General features: G+C 70.8%; 26 protein-coding genes. 11 read left to right on the top strand and 15 right to left on the bottom strand.

Going from position 1 to position 26,075, the window contains the following annotated elements; genetic code table 11:
• Nucleotides 1–89: 89 nt before the first annotated feature.
• Entirely contained in the window at nt 90–656 is a 567-nt protein-coding gene (locus BFN33_RS26735; protein ID WP_069762719.1) for a helix-turn-helix domain-containing protein, read from the bottom strand.
• A 68-nt stretch (nt 657–724) separates the two neighbouring features.
• Here BFN33_RS26735 and BFN33_RS26730 point away from each other — a divergent pair, with 68 nt between their 5' ends.
• From BFN33_RS26730 to BFN33_RS26720, 3 genes are read left to right on the top strand one after another with little or no spacing between them, the layout of a single operon-like run.
• A complete protein-coding gene (locus BFN33_RS26730) occupies nt 725–1,393 on the top strand; it encodes an AzlC family ABC transporter permease (protein ID WP_069762718.1) in 669 nt (222 codons plus the stop codon).
• The gene (locus BFN33_RS26725) at nt 1,390–1,704 is read left to right on the top strand and encodes an AzlD domain-containing protein (RefSeq protein WP_069762717.1); all 315 of its coding nucleotides are present in this window, start codon (nt 1,390–1,392) and stop codon (nt 1,702–1,704) included. Before BFN33_RS26730 ends, BFN33_RS26725 begins: the two co-directional genes overlap by 4 nt.
• A 31-nt stretch (nt 1,705–1,735) precedes the next feature.
• On the top strand, nt 1,736–2,374 hold the full coding sequence (locus BFN33_RS26720) for a class I SAM-dependent methyltransferase (protein ID WP_069762716.1): 639 nt from the start codon (nt 1,736–1,738) through the stop codon (nt 2,372–2,374).
• On the opposite strand, the gene kstD is transcribed toward BFN33_RS26720, so the two are convergent.
• Nucleotides 2,371–4,101 (bottom strand): 3-oxosteroid 1-dehydrogenase, encoded by a 1,731-nt coding sequence (gene kstD, locus BFN33_RS26715; protein ID WP_069762715.1) that lies wholly within the window; start codon nt 4,099–4,101, stop codon nt 2,371–2,373. The genes BFN33_RS26720 and kstD overlap by 4 nt on opposite strands.
• 66 nt (nt 4,102–4,167) lie before the next feature.
• Nucleotides 4,168–4,701, bottom strand: a complete 534-nt coding sequence (locus BFN33_RS26710) for a DUF6817 domain-containing protein (RefSeq protein WP_256122880.1) — start codon at nt 4,699–4,701, stop codon at nt 4,168–4,170.
• Between the two features lie 156 nt (nt 4,702–4,857).
• On the opposite strand from BFN33_RS26710, the gene BFN33_RS26705 reads away from it, so the two are divergent.
• Nucleotides 4,858–5,760 carry a LysR family transcriptional regulator gene (locus tag BFN33_RS26705; RefSeq protein WP_069762713.1) on the top strand — a complete coding sequence of 301 codons (903 nt, stop codon included), beginning with the start codon at nt 4,858–4,860 and terminating at the stop codon, nt 5,758–5,760.
• Nucleotides 5,761–5,950: 190 nt separating this feature from the next.
• Nucleotides 5,951–7,876, top strand: a complete 1,926-nt coding sequence (locus tag BFN33_RS26700; RefSeq protein ID WP_141757996.1) for a YncE family protein — start codon at nt 5,951–5,953, stop codon at nt 7,874–7,876.
• A 51-nt stretch (nt 7,877–7,927) separates the two neighbouring features.
• Here BFN33_RS26700 and BFN33_RS26695 read toward each other — a convergent pair whose 3' ends face one another.
• A complete protein-coding gene (locus tag BFN33_RS26695; RefSeq protein WP_069762711.1) occupies nt 7,928–8,350 on the bottom strand; it encodes an ATP-binding protein in 423 nt (140 codons plus the stop codon).
• Nucleotides 8,351–8,466: 116 nt separating this feature from the next.
• Between BFN33_RS26695 and BFN33_RS26690 the strand changes: the two genes are divergently transcribed.
• From BFN33_RS26690 to BFN33_RS26680, 3 genes are read left to right on the top strand one after another with little or no spacing between them, the layout of a single operon-like run.
• On the top strand, nt 8,467–9,321 hold the full coding sequence (locus tag BFN33_RS26690; RefSeq protein ID WP_079141028.1) for a helix-turn-helix transcriptional regulator: 855 nt from the start codon (nt 8,467–8,469) through the stop codon (nt 9,319–9,321).
• Complete coding sequence (locus tag BFN33_RS26685) at nt 9,318–9,527, top strand: DUF397 domain-containing protein (protein ID WP_069762709.1); 210 nt, start codon at nt 9,318–9,320, stop codon at nt 9,525–9,527. The genes BFN33_RS26690 and BFN33_RS26685 overlap by 4 nt, the downstream gene beginning before the upstream one ends.
• Nucleotides 9,528–9,568: 41 nt before the next feature.
• Nucleotides 9,569–11,161, top strand: a complete 1,593-nt coding sequence (locus BFN33_RS26680; protein WP_069762708.1) for a peptide-N4-asparagine amidase — start codon at nt 9,569–9,571, stop codon at nt 11,159–11,161.
• A 16-nt stretch (nt 11,162–11,177) separates the two neighbouring features.
• Here BFN33_RS26680 and BFN33_RS26675 read toward each other — a convergent pair whose 3' ends face one another.
• The 3 genes from BFN33_RS26675 to BFN33_RS26665 form a co-directional block, all read right to left on the bottom strand.
• Nucleotides 11,178–13,463, bottom strand: coding sequence for an MFS transporter (locus tag BFN33_RS26675; protein WP_069762707.1), 2,286 nt, complete (start codon nt 13,461–13,463; stop codon nt 11,178–11,180).
• A 132-nt stretch (nt 13,464–13,595) separates the two neighbouring features.
• Entirely contained in the window at nt 13,596–15,512 is a 1,917-nt protein-coding gene (locus tag BFN33_RS26670; protein WP_069762706.1) for a long-chain fatty acid--CoA ligase, read from the bottom strand.
• Between the two features lie 221 nt (nt 15,513–15,733).
• Nucleotides 15,734–17,020, bottom strand: a complete 1,287-nt coding sequence (locus BFN33_RS26665) for an acetyl-CoA C-acetyltransferase (protein WP_069762705.1) — start codon at nt 17,018–17,020, stop codon at nt 15,734–15,736.
• 88 nt (nt 17,021–17,108) lie between these two features.
• Here BFN33_RS26665 and BFN33_RS26660 point away from each other — a divergent pair, with 88 nt between their 5' ends.
• Together BFN33_RS26660 and BFN33_RS26655 are read left to right on the top strand one after the other, a co-directional pair.
• Nucleotides 17,109–18,389, top strand: a complete 1,281-nt coding sequence (locus tag BFN33_RS26660) for a 3-oxoacyl-ACP reductase (RefSeq protein WP_069762906.1) — start codon at nt 17,109–17,111, stop codon at nt 18,387–18,389.
• A 287-nt stretch (nt 18,390–18,676) separates the two neighbouring features.
• Nucleotides 18,677–19,504 carry a MaoC/PaaZ C-terminal domain-containing protein gene (locus BFN33_RS26655; protein ID WP_069762905.1) on the top strand — a complete coding sequence of 276 codons (828 nt, stop codon included), beginning with the start codon at nt 18,677–18,679 and terminating at the stop codon, nt 19,502–19,504.
• Between the two features lie 135 nt (nt 19,505–19,639).
• Here the strand turns inward: BFN33_RS26655 and BFN33_RS26650 are convergent, their stop codons facing one another.
• From BFN33_RS26650 to BFN33_RS26620, 7 genes are all read right to left on the bottom strand, one after another.
• A complete protein-coding gene (locus tag BFN33_RS26650) occupies nt 19,640–20,314 on the bottom strand; it encodes a TetR/AcrR family transcriptional regulator (protein ID WP_069762704.1) in 675 nt (224 codons plus the stop codon).
• 45 nt (nt 20,315–20,359) lie between these two features.
• Nucleotides 20,360–20,671, bottom strand: coding sequence for a DUF4229 domain-containing protein (locus BFN33_RS26645; protein ID WP_069762703.1), 312 nt, complete (start codon nt 20,669–20,671; stop codon nt 20,360–20,362).
• Nucleotides 20,672–20,767: 96 nt separating this feature from the next.
• Nucleotides 20,768–21,292, bottom strand: a complete 525-nt coding sequence (locus BFN33_RS26640; protein WP_069762702.1) for a GNAT family N-acetyltransferase — start codon at nt 21,290–21,292, stop codon at nt 20,768–20,770.
• Nucleotides 21,293–21,350: 58 nt separating this feature from the next.
• Entirely contained in the window at nt 21,351–22,001 is a 651-nt protein-coding gene (locus BFN33_RS26635; protein WP_088245402.1) for a UdgX family uracil-DNA binding protein, read from the bottom strand.
• A 343-nt stretch (nt 22,002–22,344) separates the two neighbouring features.
• The gene (gene mqnE / locus BFN33_RS26630) at nt 22,345–23,508 is read right to left on the bottom strand and encodes an aminofutalosine synthase MqnE (protein WP_069762701.1); all 1,164 of its coding nucleotides are present in this window, start codon (nt 23,506–23,508) and stop codon (nt 22,345–22,347) included.
• A gap of 47 nt (nt 23,509–23,555) precedes the next feature.
• Nucleotides 23,556–24,011, bottom strand: a complete 456-nt coding sequence (locus BFN33_RS26625) for an Lrp/AsnC family transcriptional regulator (protein ID WP_069762700.1) — start codon at nt 24,009–24,011, stop codon at nt 23,556–23,558.
• 90 nt (nt 24,012–24,101) lie between these two features.
• On the bottom strand, nt 24,102–24,785 hold the full coding sequence (locus BFN33_RS26620; protein ID WP_069762699.1) for a UbiX family flavin prenyltransferase: 684 nt from the start codon (nt 24,783–24,785) through the stop codon (nt 24,102–24,104).
• A 91-nt stretch (nt 24,786–24,876) separates the two neighbouring features.
• On the opposite strand from BFN33_RS26620, the gene BFN33_RS26615 reads away from it, so the two are divergent.
• Nucleotides 24,877–25,479: a rhomboid family intramembrane serine protease gene (locus BFN33_RS26615; protein WP_069762698.1), complete on the top strand. Its 603-nt coding sequence runs from the start codon at nt 24,877–24,879 to the stop codon at nt 25,477–25,479.
• On the opposite strand, the gene BFN33_RS26610 is transcribed toward BFN33_RS26615, so the two are convergent.
• Nucleotides 25,470–25,988 carry a Uma2 family endonuclease gene (locus BFN33_RS26610; RefSeq protein WP_069762903.1) on the bottom strand — a complete coding sequence of 173 codons (519 nt, stop codon included), beginning with the start codon at nt 25,986–25,988 and terminating at the stop codon, nt 25,470–25,472. The two genes, BFN33_RS26615 and BFN33_RS26610, sit on opposite strands and share 10 nt — an antisense overlap.
• Between the last annotated feature and the right edge of the window lie 87 nt (nt 25,989–26,075).

Genomic DNA, 26,075 nt, shown 5'->3' with positions numbered 1-26,075 from the left:
CTCATTGGCCATCCAGCCTCTGATCCGGACCTGAAAGCAGTACCCAAGGAGCCCCGCGCCGCACGGTAGCGGGGCTCCTGCCTTTGCTTTTACAGGTGCTGCATGACAAGCACGAATGTCGTGCCGGCGGTGAGCGCCTCATATGAATGGGCCACGTCCCCCCGATACGTCATGTAGTCACCGGGCTCCAGTTCGGCCTCCTCCCCCACCGGCCCGGCCTTCACCCGCCCCGTGCTCACGATCAGATGCTCCACGGTCCCCGGAATGTGTGGCTCCGATTCCCGTACGGCACCGGGTTCGGCCCGCAGGTGGTAGATGTCCCGGCGCGCTCCGGGCGGACTCGCGGAGAGCAGGGTGGCCGCGAACTCGGACTTCTCCGAGGCCACACTCGGCCCCTGTCCCGCCCTGATCACCCGCACGGACGACGCCGGCGGCTCCACCAGGGCACTGAACGGCACCCCGAGCGCCACCCCCAGCGCCCACAGCGTCTCCACGCTGGGATTCCCGCTCGCCGCCTCCAGCTGGGACAGCGTGGACTTCGCGATTCCGGCGCGCTTGGCCAGCTCGGAGAGGGAGAGCCCGGCGCGGGTGCGTTCGCGGCGCAGGGAGGCGGCGATCCAGTCCAGGGGGAGCCGGGGCGGGGGGCTGTCGGACATGCTGTTCGCTCCATCGGTACGATCGTTCGCCTTGACGAACAGAGGCGGTACCGTCCAGTGTAGTGAACATGCGTACGGCAGAGCGAACAGCCTTGGTCCGTGACAGTGCGCTCGTCTGGCTCGCGAGCGGGGTCGTGGGCGTCTCCTTCGGCGCGATCGCCGTCACCGGCGGCCTGCCGGTGTGGGTGCCGGTGGTGATGTCCCTGGTGGTGTACGCGGGCTCCGCCCAGTTCAGCGCGGTCGGGGTGCTGCTGGCCGGGGGCGGTCCGGTCGCCGCGGCGGTCACCGGCCTGCTGCTCAACACCCGTACGGCCGCCTTCAGCCTCGCGGTCGCGGACATCCTCGGCCGGGGCCGGCTCGCCCGTCTCCTCGGCGCGCACCTGGTCACCGACGAGACGGTGGCCTTCGCCCTGGCCCAGCCGGACCCGGCCCGCCGCCGGGCGGCCTTCTGGGTCTGCGGGCTCGGTCTGTTCGCCGTGTGGAACACCGGCGTCCTGGCCGGGGCCCTCGCCGGGGACGCCCTGGGCGACACCGGCACCTACGGCCTGGACGCGGCCTTCCCCGCCGTCCTCGTCGCCCTGGTGCTGCCCGCCCTGCGGGAGTCCTTGGCGATACGACGGTCCGCGCTGCTCGGCGCCGGGCTGGCCCTGGCGGTGACGCCGGCGGTCCCGGCGGGGGTGCCGGTGCTGGTGGCGCTGGCGGGACTGGTCCTCCACGGCGGCAGGAGGCCGGTGTGAGCGCGACGGTCGCCATGATTCTGGCGCTGGCGGTGGGGACGTACGCCTTCCGGCTGGTCGGGCCTGTGCTGCACGGGCGGGTGGAACTGCCGGGGCGGGTCCGCGAGTTGCTGGGCGCGGGTGCCGTCGTGCTGCTGGTGGCGCTGCTGGCGACGGGTTCGCTGACGGAGGGCGGCGGATTCGCGGGGTGGGCGCGGCCGGCCGGGGTCCTGGTGGGGGCGGTGCTGGCGTGGCGGAGGGCGCCGTTCGTGGTGGTGGTGCTGGGGGCGGCCGGGGCAACTGCCGTACTGCGGGCGGCCGGTGTGGCCTGAGTGTCAGTGGGGGCCACTAGGGTCCCCGGCCATGACCGAAGCCGACTTCCTCACCAGCACCCGAATGTTCTACGACGCCATCGCCGAGGACTACGCAGAGCGCTTCTCCGACGAAATCGACGGCAAGCCACTGGACAGGGCCGTGTTCGCAGCGTTCGCCGCACTCGTCGGCAGAGGCGAGCCCGTGGCCGACCTGGGCTGCGGCCCCGGACGGGTCACCGCCCACCTAGCCTCTCTCGGGCTGTCCGTCTTCGGCCTCGATCTGTCGGATTCAATGCTGGCGATCGCGCGGCGGGAGAACCCGGGGCTGCGGTTCGAGCGGGGCTCGATGCTGGAGCTCGACCTGCCCGACGGCGCACTCGCCGGCGCGGTGTCCTGGTACTCCTCCATCCACACGCCTGTGGACCAGCTCCCGTCCCTCTTCGCCGAGTTCAGGCGAGTCCTGGCGCCCGGCGGCCATCTGCTCCTCGCGTTCCAGATCGGCGACGAGCCCCGCCGCCACGAAAATCCCTGGGGACACCCGGTGACGCTGGACTTCCTGCGGCGGCAGCCGGAGCACATGGCTGAGCTGCTGACGGCGGCGGGGTTCGCGCCCGTCTCCCGGACGGTGCGCGAACCCCTCCCGAACGAGTCGACCCGCCAGGCCGCCCTGATCTTCAGGCGCGACTAGAGCGCCCCCGCGATGTCCCGGGCCGCGATGTACCCGAAGGTCATCGCGGGACCGATCGTCGAGCCCGCGCCCGCGTAGCTGTGGCCCATGACGGCCGCGCTGGCGTTCCCGGCGGCGTACAGGCCGGGGACGACCGAGCCGTCGGGCCGCAGGACGCGCGCGCGGGCGTCGGTCACCAGGCCGCCCTTGGTGCCCAGGTCTCCCGGGACGAGCCGGAAGGCGTAGTACGGGGGCAGCCAGAGCGGGGCCAGGCAGGAGTTCGGGAGGACCGACGGGTCCGTGTAGTAGTGGTCGTAGGCGCTGTCGCCGCGCCCGAAGTCCGTGTCGTCGCCCTTCAGGGCAAGGGAGTTGAAACGGTCGACGGTGGCCCGGAGGGCAGCGGCCGGGACGCCGATGGAGGCGGCCAGGGCGTCGAACGTCCAGGCCTTGTGGGCGGCGCCCGAGCCGTACCAGTCGTCGGGGAGGACGAAGGTCGGGGCGATGTCCTTGAAGAGGTACCGGTTGCGGTAGTTCTGGTCGACGATCAGCCAGGACGGGATGTCGGGGTCGGTCGGGTTCCGGTCGTACATGGTGTGGACGACGTCGCTGTAGGGGGCGGCCTCGTTGACGAAGCGCCGACCGGCCGCGTTGACGATGAGCCCGCCGGGCAGGGTGCGTTCGGCGAGACAGAAGTACGGGTCGCCGGGGATCGGGATGGCCGGCCCCCACCAGGCGTCGTCCATCAGCGCGAGATCGCCGCCGACTCGTTGGCCCGCCCGGATGCCGTCCCCGGTGTTCTCCTTCGCGCCGACGGTCCACTCCGTGCCGATGGGCTGCCGCTGGTACTGCGCCCGCATCGCCGCGTTGTGCTCGAAGCCGCCGGAGCCGACGATCACGCCCCGGCGGGCACGGTAGAGCCCGCCCGGGGTCACCGCTCCGGCGACGGCGCCCTTCTCGACGTAGAGCTCGGTGAGGGGGGTGTTGAGCCGGACGGCGACGCCGGCGTCCTGGAGTCCCTTCCGCAGCCCGGCCGCCAGCGACTGCCCCATGGTGAGCGGCGTCTGCCCGAGCAGGGCCGCCTTCGTGCCGCGCGCCAGGCACTCGGCGGCGACGGCGGCACCCTTGACGCTGACCGCGGACAGGGCGAGCCACTTGTAGTCGGCGCTGAACACGACCAGACCTGCGGGGACTTCGAGGTACGGCGGGTTCAGGTGGGCGAGTTCGGCGCCGAGGAGTTTGCCGTCGAGTTGGTCGGGCTCGATGGAACGGCCGTTCGGGAGGCCGCCCGGGAGCTCCGGGTAGTAGTCGCTGTACCCCTCCATCCAGCGGAAACGGAGCGGGCTGTTGGCCATGACGAAGGAGATCATGGCGGGTCCGTGTCGGAGGAAGGCCTGCTGTCGGACGGCCGGTACATCGGGCCCCACGACGGCGGCGAGGTAGGCGGCCGCCTTGGCCGGGGTGTCCGGGACGCCGGCGGCGAGGATGACGGGGTTGTTGGGGATCCAGATCCCGGCCCCTGAACGGGCGGCGGATCCGCCGAAGGTGGGCGCCTTCTCGAGAACCACGGTGCTCAGGCCCTGCTTGGCGGCGGCGAGCGCGGCGGTCATGCCTGCGGCGCCGGAGCCGATGACGACGACGTCGTACGTCCCGACCGTCGGCAGGTCAGCGGCGCTCGCGACCTGTTGCACCCCTGCGGCGACGGCCGCCCCGGCACCGGCGGCCAGCAGGTGTCTTCGGGTCACACTCATGGTCGGGTCCCCCCTGCGGTTGGTATGGACGAAGGGTCCGGAACGTCGCGCGGGGGTCTTGAGAAGTCAAGAGCCGTGGAGGACGTCGAGGGTGTCCCGCCAGGCGAGTTGGCTGAGAAGCGGCCGGAAACGGGTGAGGAGGGCGAGGAGTTCGGGCCCCCACCGCTCCCGGAAGGCCGGGTCCCGGCGGGCGAGGTCGAGTTCGTTGGCGGCGGTGAGCTCGGCGAAGTTCCTGCGCAGGACGAGGTCGGGGGCGTACGTCCGCCCGGTGAACCGGTCCCGGAAGCGGGGTTCCAGGAGGTGCGGGTAGGTCGCCCCGCGGTCACAGCTCGCGTAGAAGTGCACGATCGCCTCGGCGTCCGGGCCGATCACGGACGCGAGCTCCGTGCGCCGGTCGAGCGGGAGCAGGGCGGTGGGGAAGCCGTCGGTGCCGTAGAAGGCGTGGCAGAGACCGGCGAGCTGGAGGGCGGGGCGGGCGTCCCAGAGGGCGAGTTGGATGCGGACGCGTTCGAGGTGGGTGAGGAGGGTGCCGCCGGGGTGGGGGATGCGCTCGGCACCGAGCCGCCGTAAGAGAGCTCTGGCTTCGTCAGTGGTGGACACCGGACTCCTCGGCAGTGGGCGTGGGTTGGGTCGGCACCCGCTCCTCCCGGGTTGGGAGCGGGTTGCCGCCCGGGCCCTGAGGAGATCGTCGTACGGGCGTTCACCCGAGTCAATCCTAAGAATTTGTCACTGGACCCAAGTGCTAGCTTGGGGATCATGACCCTCGACGACCTGCGTGTCTTCGTGGCCGTGTGCCGCGCCGGAAGCCTCAGTGCGGTGGCCCGTGAGCTGGGCTGCACGCAGTCCGCGGTGAGTCAGCACGTGAAGCGGCTGGAGCGGGAGACGGGGGTCGGTCTGCTGGAGCGGCAGCCTCGGGGGGTCGTACCGACGCAGGCCGGGCGGGTGCTGGAGGCGGCCGCGGCGGAAGGGATCGCCGGGCTGGATCTCGCCCTGCGCCGGCTGCGTGAACTGGTCGACGGGGAGAGCGGGTCGGTCCGGGTGGCGACGGGCGCGACGACCGTACGGCACTTCATGTCGGACGCGGTGGTGGCCTTCCGGCAGCAACACCCTGACATCAGCCTGGAGTTCAGGACCGAGAGCTCCAGCCGGGCCTGCTTCGACGCGCTGGCCGACAGCAGTCTCGACCTGGCGTGGATCACGCTGGGCGCGCCGGTGCGGGGCATCGAGCAGCGGCCGGTGATGGAACTGCCGTGGGTGCTGGCGGTACGGGCCGGGGATCCACTCGCGGGGCGCCCGTACGTCGACGCGGCCGAGCTGTCCGGTCTACGGCTCATCCGCCTCCCCCCGAACTCGACCTCCGCCGCCCACCTGGACGCGGCCTGCGCGGAGTTGGGTGTCCGGTTCGCCTTCGACACGAGCGTGGCGGACTGGGACACGGCGCTGCTGCTGGCCGAACTCGGGCTGGGGCGGGCGGTGGTGCCGTCCCTGCCGGGCCTCGACGTATCCGGCCGGGGTGACCTACGACTGGTTCCCGTCCCCGCCCTGCGGCCCCTCTCCGTCGGCTGGGCGGTGCGCCGCTGGGACGCGCTGTCGCCGCCGGCGCGGGCGTTCGCGGACACCGTGGTGGAGTCCTGCCGCGATACGGCCGCGCACGGCTGAGGTCCCTGCCTTCGGACCTGCCGCCGGTTCGTGCACAAGCACTCGGCCGAGCGGAGGTGCTTGTACGGAGTGTCACAGGTCTGGCCTACGCTTCACTCGCCGGCCACGGGGCCGGTACCGGCCGCTGACACCGGCCACAGTCTTGGGGGGTTCAATTACCGTGCGCACACGCACACTTCCGGTTGCCGTCGTGACGGCTGCTCTCTTCGGTTCGGTGCTGCTCGCCGCCTCTCCCGCGGTCGCCGACACGAGCGTGCCGATCGGCGTCGACAACGTCAGTGACACCGTCGTCGACGGCGCCCACCAGCACCTCTACATGAGCACCGGCGACGCCATAGCCGTCGTCGACAACAGCGGCAAGATCGTCACCAGACTCACCGGTCTGCCCGGGGTGTCGGACCTTCAGCTGAGTGCGGACGGCAGCACGCTCTATGCCGCCGTCACCCGCGCCGACAAGATCGTCGCCTTCGACACCGCGACGCTCACCCAGACCGGCGAGTACGCGACGGGAGCCGGGACGGCGCCGCGGCACATCGCCCTGACGCAGGGGCGGATCTGGTTCGGTTACGGCGACCAGTGGGACTCCGGGCTCGGCGAGGTCGATCTGACCGCGGACCCGGTCACCGTGCGGCTCGACCTCGCGGGCGATCACGACTTCGCCAGCACGCCGAGGCTGTATGCCGACCCGGCTAACCCGGACACCCTGGTCGCGCTGGACGGCGGTATCAGCAGCGGACCGATCGTCGTCTACGACATCGCCTCCGGCACCCCGGTCATCCGTGTCACGGCGGACGAGGGCGGCTTCTACAGCGACGCCGCGCTCACCCCCGGCGGGCAGTCGATCGTCGTGGTCGGGCAGGGGCACCGGGCCGCCGTCGAATACCGGCTCTCCGACCTCGCCGAGGTGCACGCGTACCCGGTCAACGATGAGGCGGAGACCGTCGCCATCGCCCCGGACGGCACGATCGCGGCCACCTCGCTGGACACCGACAACACCGGCGACACCTACGTCTTCCCGGGCGGCGCCGACGCCCCGGCCAGCGTCCGCAACCTGTCGAGCTCATGGATGCCGTGGGGCGGACATTCGACGGCCTGGTCGGCGGACGGCACGAAGCTGTTCGTGCTGACCGGATCGTCCGGCTACATGCAGTTCCAGACGGTGACCGAACCACGCAAGTACGTCACGAAGCTCGCCGTCAACGCCCCGGGCACCGCCGCTCGCGCCAAGACGCTCACCGTCAAGGGCACCCTCACCGCCGGTCTCAAGCCGCCCGCCGGGACCCCGGTGAACGTCGTACGCACCGACCTGCTCTCCCCCTCGGGCAAGTCCCTGGGCACCACGAAGCTGGGCGCCAACGGCGCGTTCTCCTTCACCGACGCACCCCCGGCCGGCGGCTCGGTCCGCTACACGGTCACGTATCCCGGGGACGCCGCCCACACCCCGGCGTCCGCCTCGGACACCGTCGCCGTCTCCCGGGCCACGCCCGCCCTGACACTCACCAACAACAAGAAGACGTACGACTACGGCAAGAAGGTCACCTTCACCGCCCACCTCGGTACCACCTACAGCAACCGCACGGTGGAGATCTGGGCCGACCCCTACGGCGCGGACAAGCCGAACAAGCTGCTGAAGACCGGCAAGGTCGACTCGCACGGCAACCTGTCGGCGGTCGTCACCATGTCCCGCGACACCGCCGTGAAGGCCGTCTACAAGGGCGATTCCCGCTACGCTCCGCGGACCGTCAAGTCCAGCGCGTACGCACACGTGAAGATCGCCGGCTCACTGTCCAAGTACTACAAGACCGGCACGATCGGCTCCACCCGCTACCGCTACTTCCACAAGAACACCGACGCGATCCTGACCACCACGATGACGTACTACCGGGACCGCAAGGAGCGCCTGGACCTCCAGGTCTACTCCGACGGCAGGTGGTACACGACCGCCTCCGAGTACTTCGCACTCGGTACGAACGGCAAGTGCGTCGTCAACCTCGGCCACTCGGGAAGCGCGGGCATCCGCGCCCGGGTACGCGCCGTGTACGTGGACCCGTCCTCGGGCGACAGCGTCAACACCACCACCATCGGCGCCTGGCAGTACTTCTACTTCTCCAACTGACGTCGGGCACAACGCGGGAGGGCGGCGGCGCGGGCAACCGTGCCGCCGTTCTCATGCCCTCCCGAGCCCGAGCTCGGCCCACACCGTCTTGCCGACGTCCCGCTCCGTGACGCCCCAGGTGTCGGCGAGAAGCGTCACGAGGATCAGGCCGCGGCCGTGTTCGCCGGCCTCGTCGTTGACGTACCGGAGTCGGCGGTCGCCTCGCGGATCGCTCACCTCGATACGGAGCGTGTTCTCCGGGAGCCGTAGCAGGCGCAGTTCGAAGTCCCTTCCGGGTACGCGGCCGTGGGTCACCGCGTTGGCGGCGAGCTCGGCGACGAGGTGCTGCGCGGTGTCGTTGACGTCGGTGTCGTGGGCGTGGCCCCATGCCGCGAGCTGGGTGGCCGTGAGTCTGCGGGCCAGGCGAGCGCCTCGCGGAGTGGCGCTCAGACGCTGGGTCAGTTCTTCGGTGGGGGTGGAGATTTCGGCGTTCACGTCACCGAGCGTGCTGGGTTCTCTCTACGCTGACCAGGTGCGACTCGGCGACTCTGAGTAGCTGTACGAGTGCGGTCGGTTCGGTGTACGGGTTGTCGCGTGGGAGGGGTGAGTGCGTGGGTGAGCGGAGGCCGGAGACGCCTGCGGAGGCAGACGGTACGGCGGGGTTGTTCGTCGCGCTGGGCAAGATGGTCAGGCTTCTGCGGGAGCGGAAGGGGCTGACGCAGAAGGAGTTCGGGGAGCTGGTGGGGTACGGCCCCGACGCGGTCTCCTCCATGGAGAGGGGAGTGCGGACACTCCGGCCGGAGGTCCTGATCAAGGCGGACGAACTGCTGGACGCCGGGGGCCTGTTGAAGGAGGTCCTGCCCGAGGTCGAGGAGGCGATGGCCAAAACCCGGACGCGGCATCCCGAGTGGTACCGCAACTACGCGGGGCTGGAGGCCGAGGCGGTCTCCCTCTACGACTACAGCACCATGGGCGTGCTGGGCCTGCTCCAGACGGAGGACTACGCCCGGGCCGTGTTCACGCAACGGCACCCGCCGCTGGACGAGGAAACCATCGAGAAACGTGTCGCCGACCGGCTCTCCCGTCAGCAGCTTTTCGAGAAGTGGCCGCCGCCGGAGTGCAGCTTCGTCCTCGAACAGGCCGTGCTGGAACGGCCGATCGGTGGACCCGAGGTGCAGACGGGTCAGCTTCGGCGGCTGCTGCACATCGGTCGTATGCGGAACGTCCAGCTTCAGGTGATGCCGACGGGACGGACCGAACACCCCTGCCTGGACAACTCGTTCACCCTGCTCACCCCCAAGGGCAAGGAGCAAGTGGTGTACATGGAGAGTCAGGGGTACCCACGGCTGATCACTGGCCGAGAAGAGGTACGCATCCTCGCTGCCCGTTATGGGATCATCCGAGCTCAGGCCCTCAACCCGCACGAGTCCCTGGACTTCATCGAGAAGATGCAGGAAAAGCGATGACCATAGAGAAGCTGAACTGGTTCAAGTCGAGCTACAGCAGCGGCGAGGGCGGCCAGTGCCTCGAAGTCGCCGTCACCCCCCACACCATCCACCTCCGCGACTCCAAGAACCTTCCCGGCCCTCACCTCACCCTCTCCCCCACCGCGTGGGCTCCCTTCGTCGCGAAGGTCAGCGAAGAGACTCGAATTGGTCAAGACCTCTTCTGACCCTCTGGTCACCGGAGGGGTACACAGGTTCACTGCGGCGCATGAGACGACCTCACCCTTCCCTGCGCCGGGCCGCCACCGCCCTCGCCGCCGCGCTCGCCTCACTGGCCCTCGCGGCGGGCACGGCGTCCGCCACCACGGTCCCCGTCGAGTTCGGCACCGACTACCACGACCCCGTCACCGCCGCCCCGCCGATCAGCACCCCGCACACCAAGGCCTGCGAAGTCACGGTCGCCGAAGCGCGGTTCAAGGACTTCACGCCGTACACGGGGACGTACACACCGCCGACCGGCTGCGGAACCCCGGGGCAGTGGTCGAAGGTCGTGCTGCGGATGGACGGGAACGTGAAGGGGCGGCAGTACGACCGCCTGGGGTATCTGGACATCGGCGGGGTGCAGGTCTTCCGGACGTCGACGCCCGAGCCCTCACAGGACGGGATCAACTGGTCCGTCCAGAAGGACGTCACCGAGTACGAGAAGACGCTGAGCAGCGCGCAGTCCGTCGACATGCTCATCGGCAACGTTGTCAACGACACCTACACGGGCATCCTCGACGTCGAGGTGACGCTCACCTTCTACGCTCCCGGCCCCGGGGGCGGCACGGACGCTCCCGACCAGGTCATCCCCCTCAGCGACGGCGACAGCGTCACCACCGGCGCCTCCCTCACCGTCCCCCGCAACTCCGAGCGCATCCTCGCCGAGGTGTACGCCACCGGGTCGGGCGGCGGCTGCGAGGAGTTCTGGTACTCGGCCACGACCCCGAAGGCGTCGTACTCCTGCCAGGGCGGGGACGACGGGCCGTACCGCGAGGTACAGGTGAGCGTGGACGGGAAGGTCGCCGGGATCGCGTCGCCGTATCCGAACGTGTGGACCGGCGGCTGGTCGCCCTATCTGTGGTCGGTGATTCCGTCCCCGACCGCCTTCGACGTACGTCCGCTGACCTTCGACCTGACCCCCTTCGCGGGCCTCCTCAACGACGGCAAGGCGCACACCGTGGACGTCGAGGTGGTCGGAGTGCCGGCCGGGCAGACCGGGTGGAGCGCGCCGACCAATGTCCTGGTGTGGCAGGACGCCCACAAGTCGGTGGTGACGGGGGCCGTCACGTCGTACGAGAAAACCAGTCCGGCCGTCGGCAACACCTTCACCGACGGCTCGATGCGACACCTGGTCACCGACGGCAAGGACCGGCTCAAGGTCACCGGGTATCTGAACACCTCACACGGCCGGGTCACCACGACCGTCGAGCGGACCCTGACCACGGCGATCGACCACCAGTGGACGCCCGACGAGAACACGGACAACCAGACCGGCACCTGGACCGATCACCAACTCGTCACGACCAACGGCCACTTGAACCGCACCGACCGCACGTACACCCTCGACGGCCGCGCCACCATCGACAGCGCGAACCGTCTGCGGGTCGTCATGTCCCTCGCCGACCGGGCCCACCTCGGCGCCACCCGGGTCGACGACAGCTACCACGGCGACGCCACCTTCACGCTCGGCGTGGCCCGCGAGGACCGGCACGCGGTGGCCACGACGAGCGAGCGGTACCGGCTGAGCGGGCCCGGCCGGCACTACGACCACACGCTCGCGACCGAGCAGGGGGTGCTGACGAAGGACGTCCTCCGCTGACGCGGACCGGCGGGCCCTACGCCTCCTTGTGTCCCAGCAGCACGTCGACCTCCTCGCTGCCGTTCACGGTGACCTGCGTGGCCACCGGCGGGTATCCGCTGGCGATCACCGTGTACTGCTCGCTGGCGAGGTCGGTGAAGGCGTAGCCGCCGTCGACGCTCGTGGTGCGGGTTCCGACGACGTTGCCGGCGGCGTCGATGAGGGTGACGCGGGCGTCGTCCAGGGCGCGTCCGTCCGGGGTGTGGACCGTGCCCCGCAGGGTCGCCGCGGTGGTCAGCTCGATGTCGAGGCGGGCGGTCTCGGCGGAGACGGTGGCGGGCACGGCCACCGGGCGGTGGCCGGGCGCGCTGACGCTCAGCGTGTAGTCGCCGGGCAGCAGGTCGCCGAGCCGGTAGCCGCCGTCCGTCCCGGCGGTGGCGGAGGCCGTCACGTCACCGTGCTGGTCGGTGGCCACCACCAGCGCGGCGGGGAGGGGCTCGCCGTCCCCGCCGCGCACCGTACCGGTCAGGCCACCGGGGCTGGGCAGGATCACGAGGTCGTGGGAGACGGGCGCGCCGTTCACGCTCAGGGTGACGACGTGCGGCTGGTGGCCGGGGGCCGAGCCGATGAGGACGAGGCTGCCGCGCTCGGCGGTGTCGAGGGCGTACGTGCCGTCCTCGCCGGAGGTGGCGCGGGCCAGCTGGCGGCCGGAGCCGTCGAGCAGGGTGATCGCGGTGCGGGGGACGGGGGCGCCCGTGCCGTTGCGCACCTGTCCGCGGACGACGGGAGCCGCCGCGTCCATGGGGGGAGCGGTAACCGTGGGGGCGGGGGCCGGTGCCTCGACCTGCTCCGCGGGGGCGGTCTCCCGCCTCTTCGCGCGGAACAGCAGTGCCGTGATGATCACGCCGACGGCGAAGAAGCCCGCCGACCACCAGTAGGCGACCTCGTAGCTGTGCAGCGCCGCGTTCGCCTTGACCAGCGGGTCGGACAGGTGGTCCTTGGCGTAGTTCGTGGCGGCGGTGGCGGCCAGGGTGTTCAGCAGCGCGGTACTGATCGAACCGCCCACCTGCTGGGTGGTGTTGAGGGCCGCCGAGGCCACGCCCTGGTCGTTCGCCTGCACCCCGAGGGTGGCGTAGCTCATCGCCGCGGGCATCGACATGCCGAGCCCGGCGCCGAGCAGCAGAAGCGGCGGCAGCACGTGGGAGGCGTAGCTGCTGTCGAGGCCGAGGCGCGTCAGCCAGACCATTCCGCCCGCGGCCACCAGCATGCCGAGGGGTACGACGATCTTGGGGCCGATCTTCGGGACCAGCCAGTTGGTGGAGAGCTGCGCCATCACCATCAGCGCGCCCACCATCGGCAGGAAGGCCACGCCGTTCTTGACCGGCGAGTAGCCCAGCGTCGACTGGAGGTAGTAGGTGAGGAAGAGGAAGACGCCGAACATCCCGGCGGACGAGATGAGGATGGTCGACAGGGCGGCGGCGCGGTCGCGGTCGGCGAGGACCCGCAGCGGCAGCACGGGGTGCTTCGCCCGCGCCTGCCAGAGGAAGAACGCCACCAGCAGGACGCCGCCCGCGGCGAGGAAGCCCCAGGTCATCCAGTTGTCCCAGTCGTGCGTCTCCGCGTTGGCGAAGCCGTAGACGACACCGAACAGGCCACCGGAGACCAGGACCACGCCGGGGATGTCAAGGCGGGGCCGTTCGGCCGGGACGGAGCGGCCGATGAAGACGACCGCGCCGACCAGCGCGAGCACCGCGATGACGTCGTTGACGTAGAGCGTCCAGCGCCAGTTCAGGTACTCGGTGAGCAGACCGCCGAGGACCAGGCCGACCGCGGCGCCGGAACCGGCGATGGCTCCGAAGATGCCGAACGCCCTGGCGCGTTCCTTGGGTTCGGTGAAGGTCGTCGTCAGCAGGGAGAGGGCCGCCGGGGCGAGCAGGGCGCCGAACAGGCCCTGCACCGCGCGCGCGACGACCAGCATGGTGAAGCCGTTCGCCGCGCCGCCGACCGCGGAGGCGGCGGCGAAGCCGACGATGCCGATGATGAAGGTCGTCTTGCGGCCGAAGAGGTCGGCGAGGCGGCCGCCGAGCAGCAGCAGGCTTCCGAAGGCGAGGGAGTAGGCGGTGACGATCCACTGCCGGCCGTTGTTGTCGAAGCCCAGGTCCTGCTGCGCGGACGGCAGCGCGATGTTCACGATCGTGGCGTCGAGCACGACCATGAGCTGGGCGAGACCGATCACGGCCAGCGCCCACCATCGGTGTTTCGACGGGGCCTGGGACTGACCGGACGGCACGACCTGGGCGGTGGCTGCCGGAATGGCTTCCACGATGGTGCTCCCCTCATGGGGCTCGGATTGCTCGGACACCACATCGGTCCGAAACCGTTTCGTACACCAAACCTAGGTCACACTTGCAGCGAACCGCAAACGTCTTCATCAGGTCTCCACCGACCGCGGCGCTCAGCGCGCGTACAGCCCCTCGATCTCCTCCGCGAAGTCCCGCATGACCGCTTCCCGGCGCAGTTTCATCGACGGGGTCAGATGGCCGGCCGCCTCGGTGAAGTCGGTGGGCAGGACGGTGAAGCGGCGGATGGACTCGGGGCGGGAGACCATCTTGTTCGCCTCGTCCACCGCGCGTTGCAGGACCTGCCTCAACTCCTCGTCATTGGTGAGGAGTTCGGCGGGAACAGGGTGCTTGCCGTTCATCTGGCGCCAGTGGTTGACGCCGTCCATGTCCAGGCTGATCAGGGCCGAGATGTAGGGGCGGCGGTCACCGAGGACCATGCACTGCGAGATCAGGGGGTGCGAGCGGAGCCAGTTCTCCAGCGGGGCCGGGGCGACGTTCTTGCCCCCGGCCGTGATCAGGATCTCCTTCTTGCGGCCCGTGATCGTCAGATAGCCCTCGTCGTCCAGCTTTCCGATGTCGCCGGTCGGGAACCAGCCGTCGGCCGAGGCGGGGGCCACCCCGTCGCCGTACGGGTCCCAGTAACCCCGGAACACCTGACCACCGCTCAGCAGGATCTCGCCGTCGGCCGCGATACGGACCCGGGTGCCCGGGATGGGCCAGCCGACCGTGCCCAGGCGGGGCTTGAGGGGCGGGGTGCAGGTCGCGGCCCCCGTCGACTCCGTCAGGCCGTAGCCCTCGTAGATCTCCATGCCGGCGCCCGCGTAGAACGCGGCGAGACGGCGGCCGAGCGGCGAGCCGCCGGAGATGATGTGCCGGATCCTGCCGCCCATGGCGTTGCGGATACGGCGGTACACGAGCGGGTCGTAGAAGGTGCGGGCCGTTCTGAGGCCCGCGCCCGGCCCTGAGCCGGTGCCCGCGTGGCGGGTCTCCATCGCCTCGCCGTAGCGGACGGCGACGTTGGTCGCGCGGTCGAAGACCGTCACCCGGCCGCCGCTCTCCGCCTTGGCGCGGGCGTTGTTGAAGACCTTCTCCAGCATGTAGGGGATCACGAGGAGGAAGGTCGGCTTGAAGCTGCTCAGGTCGGCCAGCAGGTCCTCGGCCTGGAGACTCGGCGCGTGGCCGAGGCGGACGCGGGCGCGGACGCAGGCGATGGCCACCATGCGGCCGAAGACGTGCGAGATGGGCAGGAAGAGGAGGGTCGCCAGGTCCGCCTCGTCCGACTTCGACTTGAAGACCGGGTAGAGGAGTTCGATCGCGTTGTCGACCTCGGCGAGGAAGTTGCCGTGGCTGAGCACACAGCCCTTGGGGCGGCCGGTGGTGCCGGAGGTGTAGACGACGGTGGCGACCGTGCCCGGGCCCAGCATGCCGCGCCGTACGCCGATCTCCTGGTCGGGGACGGCCTGGCCGAGTTCCCCCAGACGCTCCACATGCCCCTTCTCCATGATCCACATGTGCCGGAGATCGGGCAGGCGGCTGAGCTCGGGACCGAGGGCCGCGGCCTGGCCGGCCGTCTCCGTCACCAGGGCGACCGCGCCGGAGTCCTGGAGGATGAAACGGGTCTGGAAGACGGAGGACGTGGGGTAGATGGGGACCGTCACCAGGCCCGCGGCCCACGCGGCGAAGTCGAGGAGCGTCCACTCGTACGTCGTGCGGGCCATGATCGCGACCCGGTCGCCCGGCATCAGGCCCTCCGAGATCAGGCCCTTCGCCACGGCCAGCACCTGCGCAGCGAACTCCGTCGCCGTCAGATCGACCCAGCGGCCGTCCTGCGTACGGCGGCTCATCACCCGCTGCTCCGGCGCCGCCTCGGCGTTGTCGAAGGGCAGGTCGGCGAGCGAGCCATACGTCCGCGGCGGGGCCAGCGGCGGCACCGACACCTCGCGGACCTCGCCGTCCAGCCGCACGATCTCGGGTTCGACGAGCACGGGTGCGCCGTCGTAGTCGTGACCGGACACGTACGAGAGGGACATGGTCAGCTCCTGGGACGTGCAGCTCGGTAGCGTTCCGCTGCATGAGGTACGCAGGGGACGTACCGGGGCGTTCACCCGCGAGTGCGCCTGGAAGGGTTACCTGGGGTTAGGACGGTGATCCTAAGTGCCTCAAGTGGGGGGTCTGTGCGGGTTCGTTGATGGTCCGGAGCCGGGACTGTGCAACCTCGACCGCAAAGTGAGACTTCGTCAGCTATCGACGCTTACGGCCGCTCCAGAATCGCCGTCACCCCCTGTCCGCCCGCCGCGCACACCGAGATCAGGCCGCGGCCCGGGCCGTCCCGTTCGGCCAGCAGTTTCGCGAGCGTGGCGACGATCCGGGCACCGGTGGCGGCGAAGGGATGCCCGGTGGCGAGGGAGGATCCCGTGACGTTGAGACGGTCCCGGTCCACCGGGGCCAGGCCCTGCTTCTCCCAGGCCGCGAGGGTCGCCAGGACCTGGGAGGCGAAGGCCTCGTGGATCTCGACCAGGTCGAAGTCGTCCATGCCGAGACCGGCTCGCTCCAGCATGCGGGGGACGGCGTACGCGGGCGCCATGAGCAGACCGTCCTCCCCCTGGACGACATCCCCTTGCACGAAGTCCACGGCCGCCGTCTCGTACGCCGTGAGGTAGGCCAGCACCTCCAGGCCGCGCTCCTCGGCCCACTCCTGGGACGCCAGCAGCACGACCGCCGCGCCGTCCGTCAGCGGGGTCGAATTCCCGGCCGTCATGGTCGGGTCGGGGTCCTTGAGCCCGAACACCGGCTTGAGCGCGGCGAGTTTGCCGGCCGTCGAGTCGGGGCGGAGGTTCTGGTCGCGGGCCAGCCCTCGGAAGGGGACCACCAACTCCCCGAAGAAGCCTCGTTCGTACGCCGCCGCCAGCCGCTGGTGACTCGTCGCCGCCAGCTCGTCCTGGGCCTGACGGGTCACGCCCCACGCGCGGGCGGTGACGGCCGCGTGCTCGCCCATGGACAGGCCGGTGCGGGGTTCGGCGTTGCGGGGGATGTCGGGCACGAGGTGGGTGGGACGGATGCGCGCGAGCGCCTTCAGGCGGGCCCCGGCCGACTTCGCGCGCCGGGCCTCCAGCAGGATGCGGCGCAGCTCGTCGTTGACGCCGAGGGGCGCGTCGCTCGCGGTGTCCGCGCCGCCCGCGATCGCGGATTCCGTCTGCCCCAGGGCGATCTTGTTGGCGGCGGCGATGACGGCCTGGAGACCGGTCCCACAGGCCTGCTGGATGTCGTACGCCGGGGTGCGCGGGTCCAGTTTCGAGCCGAGGACCGTCTCGCGGGCGAGGTTGAAGTCGCGGCTGTGCTTGAGGACGGCACCGGCGACGAACTCGCCCACGGCGCCCGGTTCCTGGAGCCCGTTCCGTTCGACGAGGGCGTCGAGGACGGCGGTGAGCATGTCCTGGTTCGAGGCGGTGGCGTACGGGCCGTCCGAGCGGGCGAAGGGGACACGGGCACCGGCGACGATCGCCACACGCCGGGCGACCGGCGGCTTCAGGGGGCTCATTTCCACCAGCTCCTCACCTCGGACATAGCCTTACCTACGGTAACCTTACTCCAGAGTAAGGAATCTGCGACCGACCCGGGAGATGGACATGGCCGACCGCTATCTGAGCTTCACCGGTACCGCGCCGGGTCGGTTCCTCACCCGCCGCCTGGGGCTTCCGCAACCCGCGGTTCTGCGGCGGTGGTCGGAAGGGTCCCCGGGGTTCGAGGGCGGCGTGCTGCACCTCACGGCGGCCAAGTCACAGCTCTCCGGGCCGGCGTTCCCGTCCCCGTCGGACACACCGGCCGCGGTCCTCCTCGACGCCACCGGAGTGCGGGACGTCGAGGGGCTCGCGGAGGTGCACGCGGCACTGCACCCGGTCGTGCGGTCGGTCGCCGAGAGCGGGCGGATCGTCGTCCTGGGGGCACCCCTCGACCCCGCCGACCATCACCAGGCCGCCGCCCAGCAGGCGCTGGAGGGTTTCACGCGCTCGCTGGGCAAGGAGATCGGGCGGGGCAGAACGGTCAACCTCGTACGGCTCACCGACGCGTCCGCGGCCGAGTCGACGCTGCGCTTCCTGCTCTCCCCCAAGTCGGCGTACGTCAGCGGTCAGGTGATCGAGGTCGGGCAGGCCCAAGAGGCCGACGTCGACTGGTCCCTCCCGCTCACCGGCCGGACGGCCCTGGTGACCGGCGGGGCGCGGGGCATCGGCGCGGCGGTCGCCGAGACGCTGGCCAGGGACGGGGCCCGGGTGGTCGTACTCGATGTGCCGGGGGCGTCGGCGGATGCCGAGCACCTTGCCGCGCGGCTCGGGGGCAGTGCCCTCGCGCTGGACATCACGGCCGCGGACGCGGGCGCTCGGATCGCCGAGGCGCTGCCCGAGGGGCTGGACGTGCTGGTCCACAACGCGGGGATCACCCGGGACCGGCGACTGGTCAACATGCCCGCGGACCGCTGGAGTTCGGTGCTCGACGTGAACCTGGCGAGCGTGCTGCGCACGACGGACGCGCTGCTGGAGGCGGGCACGCTGCGGCGGGGCGGACGGATCGTCGCCACCGCGTCCATCGCGGGGCTCGCGGGGAACGCCGGGCAGACGAACTACGGCGCGAGCAAGGCCGGTGTCGTCGGTCTTGTGCGCTCCCTGGCACCCCGGGCGCGGGCCGAGCACGGGGTCACCGTGAACGCGGTCGCTCCCGGGTTCATCGAGACGAAGATGACGGCGGCGATCCCGCTGTTCATCCGGGAGGCGGGGCGGCGGATGAACTCCCTCGGACAGGGCGGGCTGCCGGCCGACGTGGCCGAGACGACGGCGTGGCTGGCGCATCCGGCGTCCGGCGCGGTGAACGGGCAGGTCGTGCGGGTGTGCGGCCAGAGCTTGTTGGGGGCGTAGTGGGGACGCACTCGGAGGACGGGCAGGCCGGAGGGCCGTGCGGCGAGGGGGAACGGGCCGAGGGCCCGGGTTCCGCGGGGGCGAACTCCGACGGGGTGCGGCTGGGGGGCGGGGAGGCGCGCCCCGAGAAAGCTGACCCGGAGGGCGGGCGCTCCGAAGGCTGGGACTCCGGCGACGGCTACGGTGACGCCTCGGCCTCCGAGGACTCGCACTCCCGGTTCGCGCACCCCCAGAACTCACGGCGTCCCGCCGACTCGGCCCCCTACACCCGCCACGGCTCACTCACCGTGCTCGCCCGGTCTCCCTCCCTCACTCCCCTCCTGGCCCTCGGCGCCCTGCGCTCCCCCTTCAAGCGGCCCGCCGCGACCGCGGACTTCCCCCGCACCCGGCTGGTGCTGCCCGGTCTGCGGGTGGACCTGGCGCGGCTCGCCGCCTACGAGCGGGTGTGCGGGTTCGCGACCGGGGAGGACGCGTTGCCGGTGACGTATCCGCATGTGCTGGGCTTTCCCCTGGCCATGAGCCTGATGAGCGGGCGCGACTTCCCACTGCCGTTGCTCGGGCTGGTGCACACGTCGATCGAGATCACGCGGTACCGGGCGCTGGCGGCGACGGGCGAGTACGAACTCACCGTGTACGTCGACGGGTTGGCGCCGCACCGGCGCGGTACGGAGGCGGCGGTCGTGACCGAGCTGCGGGTGGGCGAGGAGGTCGTGTGGGAGTCGGTGAGCACGTATCTGGCCCGGCACCGCACGAAGGAAACCGACCGGGAGCGGGACCGCGAGCGGCATGAACCGCTGCCCGGCGTCGACGAGTGGCGGCTGGCCGGGGACATCGGCCGGCGTTACGCCGCCGCGTCCGGCGACCGCAACCCGATCCACCTGTACCCGCTCACGGCCCGCCTCTTCGGCTTCCCGAGGGCGATCGCGCACGGCATGTGGACGGCGGCCCGCTGTCTGGCGGCCCACGGGACGCCCCAAGCGGTGCTGGTTCGCGCCGAGTTCAGGGCACCGGTGCTGCTGCCGGGGACGGTGACGTACGCGGCGGACGGGGAACGGTTCGAGCTGTGCGGCGGGGACCGCGTGCATGTGACGGGGGGCGTCCACTCGCTGGCCTGAAACAGGCACGGGTGCCTCGGAGGACAGGGGACGGCGTCGGCCGACCTGATACGGGGTGCCTTCGGGGTGATGTGCCCGCGGCGTCACCCCCAGGGCCGGCCTGGACCGAGGACGGGCGTCGGGGCGCTGCTGCTGTCAGCCGACCTGCAGCGGGGCGTCCTCGGTGGGTGTGTTTCGGAGGGTCCACGGGTGGCCCTCCATCAGGTTTCCGAGGCCCGCCCACGCGAAGTTCATGAGGGTGACCGCCGACTGCCTCGCGGTCACGCCCTCCGTCGCGTTGGCCCAGGCCGCGAGGGACTCGGCGGCACCGACGAGTGCCTCGGCCAGGCCGGCGACCTCACGCTCGGGCAGATCGGGATCGCGGTGCGCCTCGCGGGCCGCGACCACGATCAGGTGGGTCACGAACGCCACGATCTCCTCGCGCATCGCGGTGACCTCGGCGGCGAACCCCTCACCGTGGATACGCGCCTGGAGATGCAGCACGGACCAGCCGTGCGGGCTCCGCGAGGTGTGGGTGAAGAAGGCCAGCAGTCCGTCCCAGAGCTGACGGTCGGCGGGCAGATCGGTCCGCACCCCCGTCCGCACCGCCTCCGTGAGCGCGGCCGCCTCCCGGCGGATGCACGCGGTGAAGAGGTCTTCCTTGGAGTTCAGGTACAGATACACCAACGGCTTCGACACACCGGCGAGTTCGGCGATCTCGTCCATCGAGGCGGCCATGTACCCACGCCGGCCGAAGATCTCCACAGCGGCGTCCAGCATCTGCTGCTCCCGCACGGCACGCGGCATCCGCTTGCTCTTCACGACACCCATGCGCAAAGCGTACGGTCACGCGGCCACGGCAGCGCGGGCGTGACCTCAGGAGGTCTGCGGAGCCTGGCCCTGGGCACGGCTCGCCTCGTCGGCGGCCTCGTCCTCCTGGCTGCGGCTCGCCTCCAGGTTGGCCTTCATCCGGTCGACCCGCTGCACGACCTTGACGGAGGCGCGGTCCCGCTCCTTGCGCAGGACCACGAAGCTGATCGGAGCCGAGAGCAGCAGGGAGAGCAGGACGATCCACATGCCGTTGGAGTCGCCGAGGCCCCGCGGGAAGAGGCCGGAGTAGACGAGGCCCCAGACGACCACGAGGCAGCCCACCAGGATCCCGAGGCGCATCAGCGTGTAGCGGAGCATGTCAATCCACTCTTCCGTATCCGTATCGAACGGCCCGAACACCCCAAAGGGGCACCGTCCAGTGAAGCACGCCGGGCACCCGTTCCTCGAAGGGGGTCAGGTGAGCGGCAGCAGCATGATCACGTCGTCCCGGTCGTCGCCCGGTGCGACACGGATCGCGCCGGGTATGCGGCCGACCTCCTTGTAGCCGCAGGAGCCGTAGAAACGCTCCAGACCGAGGCCGCCACGGCAGGTGAGCCGTATCGCCTCGATGTCCTCGAAGGTGCGGGCCGCGTCGGCCGCCGCCGAGAGGAGGTCGCGGCCGTAGCCCCTGCCCTGGTGGCGGGGGTGGACCATCACCGTGTACAGCCACACCCAGTGGGTCATGAGCCGGTGCGTGTTGAAGCTGAAGAAGGCGGTGGCGGCGACCTGGCCGTCCTCGTCGTGTCCTACGAGCAGCCGCGTGCGCCCCTCCGCCATCCCCACGAAGTGCTTCACCAGCTCGGGGCGGATCGTCTCCCGCTCCACCGGCGCGACGAAACCGACGGCGCCGCCCGCGTTGGAGACGTCCGTCCACAGGTCGAGGAGACCGTCGCGGAGGGCGGGGGTTACGGCCGGGTCGAGGGTGAAGGTAAGGGGCATGGGGCGAGGCTAGTCATTACGCCTCCGGCGCCTCAAGTGGGTTCGGCCGTCACTTACGTCACCCCAGCGCCCGGGCCGCCACCTCCAGGTCCGTCACCAGGCCCCGGTACGCGCCCTCCCGGTCCTCGGCCCGCAGCACGGCCGACGGATGCACGGTCGGCACGAGCCGCTCCCGCCTGCCGTGGATCTCCTCCTCCAGCACGGTCCCGCGCACCTGCGTCACCCGGAACGACGAGCCGAGCAAGGCCTTGCCCGCGGTGGCGCCGAGGACGACGATCAACTCCGGTTCGACGATCTCCAGCTCCTTGGCGAGCCAGGGGCCGCAGGCCGTCATCTCCCGGAGGCTGGGCGCCTTGTGGATACGGCGCTTGCGGGGCTCGGCCTGGGTGAACTTGAAGTGCTTCACCGCGTTGGTGACGTACGCGTCCGCCGGTTCGATGCCCGCCTCCGCGAGGGCACGGTCGAGCAGCTTGCCGGCGGGACCGACGAAGGGCTTCCCCTGCCGGTCCTCCTGATCACCGGGCTGCTCCCCGACGAGCATCACGCGCGCGTGTGCGGCACCCTCGCCGAACACGGTCTGCGTGGCGTCCCGGTGCAGGGGACACCCACGGCAACCGGCGGCGGCCTTGCGCAGAGCGGCCAGACCGCCACGGCCGGGAACGAAGGGTTCGGCGGTGTAGGCGTCTTCGGGTGCCTTGGTACTCACCATGGTGGGCGAGTACCCGGGGTGGGGGAACGCGAACGAAGGGGACGGCTTGTGCCGGAAGCGCGGGTGCGGGCCGGCGGGGGTTGGTCGCGCCGTTCCCCGCGCCCCTGGGGGCTGCAGCTGCCGTCCGCCGGGGGGCGGCGTCGCTGCGCGACCGGAGGGGCCACTTGCGCCCGACGCGCGGCCGCGGACCGGTGGGGGCCGGTCGCGCAGTTCCCCGCGCCCCTGGGTGGGCTGCAGTGCCGTCCGCAAGGCGTCGGCGTCACTGGCGGCGGGCCCGCGCGACCGGAAGGGACCACTTACGCCCGACGCGCGGCGGTAGCCGCACATCCATGTAGCCCCGCGGTCAGAGGCGCATCGGCTGCGGCGACTCTCGGCGTCCCGCGTCCGGGCCGTCGTACTCGCGGATGATCTCGTACCGCGTGTTCCGCTCCACCGGGCGGAAGCCCGCGTCGCGGATCAGGTCCAGGAGGTCCTCGCGCGTCAGTTTGTTCGGGGTGCCGTAGTTGTCGGCGTCGTGGGTGATCTTGTACTCGACCACCGAGCCGTCCATGTCGTCCGCGCCGTGCTGGAGCGCCAGCTGGGCGGTCTGGACGCCGTGCATGACCCAGAAGACCTTGACGTGCGGGACGTTGTCGAACAGCAGCCGGGAGACCGCGAAGGTCTTCAGGGCCTCCGCGCCCGTCGCCATCCGCGTCTGCGCCTGGAGGCGGTTCCTGACCTTGCCGTCCTTCACGTCCACGAAGTCGTGCTGGTACCGCAGCGGGATGAAGACCTGGAAGCCGCCGGTCTCGTCCTGGAGCTCGCGCAGCCGCAGGACGTGGTCGACGCGGTGCCTGTGCTCCTCGATGTGGCCGTACAGCATGGTGCTCGGGGTCTTGAGACCCTTCTCGTGCGCCAGGCGGTGGATCCGGGACCAGTCCTCCCAGTGGGTCCTGTGGTCCACGATGTGCTGCCGGACCTCCCAGTCGAAGATCTCCGCGCCACCGCCGGTGAGGGACTCCAGGCCCGCGTCGATCAGCTCGTCCAGGATCTCCGACGCCGACAGACCCGAGATGGTCTCGAAGTGGTGGATCTCCGTCGCGGTGAACGCCTTCAGGGAGACGTCCGGCAGCGCGGCCTTCAGCTCACGCAGCGACCGCGGGTAGTAGCGCCACGGCAGGTTCGGGTGCAGGCCGTTGACGATGTGCAGTTCGGTGAGGTTCTCGCCCTCCATCGCCTTGGCGAGCTTCACCGCCTCCTCGATGCGCATCGTGTACGCGTCCTTCTCGCCCGGCTTGCGCTGGAAGGAGCAGTAGGCGCAGGACGCCGTGCACACATTGGTCATGTTGAGGTGGCGGTTGACGTTGAAGTGGACGACGTCGCCGTTCTTCCGCGTCCGCACCTCGTGCGCGAGGCCGCCGAGCCAGGCCAGGTCGTCCGACTCGTAGAGTGCGATGCCGTCCTCACGGGTCAGCCGTTCACCGGCCCCGACCTTCTCCTCCAGCTCGCGCTTGAGCCCGACATCCATGCCCACACCTCTTCCGACGACCCCGAACGACTCCGACAACCGTACGTCTACACCTCTTCGGGCAGCTCTCCGACCCGGTTCTCCCACTTCGTGGAGAGCACGATCGTGGTACGGGTCCGGGAGACGCCCTTGGTCCCGGACAACCGCCGGATGATCTTCTCCAGACCGTCGACGTCCGACGCCCGGACCTTCAGCATGTACGAGTCGTCGCCCGCGATGAACCAGCAGTCCTCGATCTCCCCGAGGTCCCGCAGCCGGCGCGCCACGTCCTCGTGGTCGACCGCGTCCCCCAGCGAGATACCGATCAGCGCGGTGACACCGAGGCCGAGCGAGGCGGCGTCGACGGTGGCCCGGTAACCGGTGATGACCCCGGCCGCCTCCAGCCGGTTGATGCGGTCGGTGACGCTGGGTCCCGACAGACCGACGAGGCGCCCCAGCTCCGCGTAGGAGGCCCGGCCGTTCTCCCTCAGGGCCTGGATGAGCTGCCTGTCCACCGCGTCCATGCGATCGAAGCCTTCCGCTGAAAAGTGCCTGAAGTGATGAGAGGTACTGCCACGTGCCTTGCTGACCGCTTGCCTTACCGACCGTTTGCGTTACTGATCCGACGTGCCGCCGCCCAGCTCGCCCTGCCAGCGTCGGTACAGGTCGTGCCGGACGCCCGCCGCGTCCAGCACCCGCCCGGCGACGAAGTCCACCAGGTCCTGGATGTGGGTGGCGCCCGCGTAGAAACCCGGCGAGGCCGGGACCACGCTCGCGCCGGCGTCGTCGAGCGTGACGAGATGCCGGAGGGTCTGGCCGTTCAAGGGGGTCTCCCGTACGGCCACGACCAGCTTGCGGCGCTCCTTGAGGGTGACGCTCGCGGCCCGCTGCAGCAGGTCCTTGGAGAGGCCGAGGGCGACTCCGGCCACGCAGGCGGTGGAGGCGGGGACGATCAGCATGCCCTTGCTCGGATACGACCCCGAGGACGGCCCCGCGGCCAGGTCCCCGGCGTTCCAGTACCGCACGTCGGCGATGTCCGCCTCGAAGGTGCCGGGCTTTCCGTCCGCCCCCCGGTCCAGCCATTCCCGCAGGTCCTCGCGCCAGTGCGCGTCCCGGAAGGAGATCCCCGTCTCGTCGAGGAGGGTGAGCCGCGAGGCACGGGAGACCACCAGGTCGACGCTCTCACCGGCGGCGAGGAGCGCACGCAGCACGGACGCGGCATACGGGGTGCCGGAGGCGCCGGACACCCCTACGATCCAAGGCGTACGCCGCGTCTCTCCTGGCTTGACTGGGTTCACACCCCCGAGCCTATCCGGCGTCGCAGGGTGGGAACCGGCCAAGGGGGCCGGTCGTTCCCTGGATGGGGACGAGTGAGTGGTGGGGGGTGCCATGACGGGCAGGGAACTCGAGTGGTCGCGCGGTGACCGCGCCAAGGCCGCGGCCAAGCTGATGGTCGGCTGGGTCGCGCTGCTGTGGCTGCTGGAAGTGGTGGACGTGGCGAGCGGCCACGCCCTCGACGGCCTCGGCATCACGCCACGCACCCCGTCCGAGCTGATCGACGTCGTCCCGGCCGCCTTCATCCACTTCGGCTTCGCCCACGTGGCCGCGAACAGCGTCCCGCTGCTGGTCATGGGCTTCCTCGCGGCCCTCGGCGGCCTGCGCCGGTTCGCCGCCGTCTGCGCCCTGATCATCGTGGCCGACGGCCTGGGCGTCTGGCTCATAGCCCCGGCCCACACCAACACGGCGGGCGCGTCGGGCCTGATCTTCGGCCTGTTCGGCTACCTGCTGGTCACCGGCTTCGTGGAGCGGCGCCCGCTGGGGGTGCTGGTGGGGCTGCTGGTGGCGGCGGTCTGGGGCACGTCGATCTTGGTGGGCCTGGCGCGAACGCAGACGGGGGTCAGTTGGCAGGGGCACCTGCTGGGACTGGTGGCGGGAGTGGCGACGGCGTTCGTGTTCAAGCGCCGGGCTGGGCGCGGAGTGGTTCAGGTCTGAGGCCGGGCCTTCGGGTCGACGGGGAGTCGGGAGGTGGGGATCGTCAGCTTGCCGAGCGGGGAGTCGACGGCCAGGTCGGGGCCGTAGGGGAGAGTGTCGCGGCCTCGGTACCCGTCGGGTCCTGGGTTCCACATGGCGACGGCGTGGCCCTGCAGCGGATCGAGGATCACGTAGTTGGCGATGCCTCGGGAGGCGTACCAGCGCGGCTTGATCTCGTAGTCACGACGCACGCTCTCCGGCGACACCACCTCAGCTACGAACTCGATCAGATCAGCGGGGTAAGAGCTGCGGTTCTCGGCCTCCGCCTCTGCCGGGATGACGGCGATGTCCGGGCAGAACTCATTGGCGTCGTCGAAGGGGAACGCCACATCACTCACCAAGGCCCACTCCGGTGACAGCTGCTCCTCAAGGCCGGCTGACACCCTGAGGATCGTCTTCCCGTGGAACGGCCTGACCGGGTTCATCACGATGCTGCCCTCGACAATCTCCGTCAGATAGCCGGGGAACATGTCCTCCAGCTTGCTGAGCTGCGAGTGCAGGCGGTCAAGGTCCGAGATGACAGTCACGGTGGCCTCCTGAGGTCCTGCCCTCGATGG

This window comes from Streptomyces sp. LUP47B, from assembly GCF_001746295.1.
Taxonomy (GTDB): Bacteria; Actinomycetota; Actinomycetes; order Streptomycetales; family Streptomycetaceae; genus Streptomyces.
This window is presented reverse-complemented; position numbering and strand designations above follow the sequence as displayed.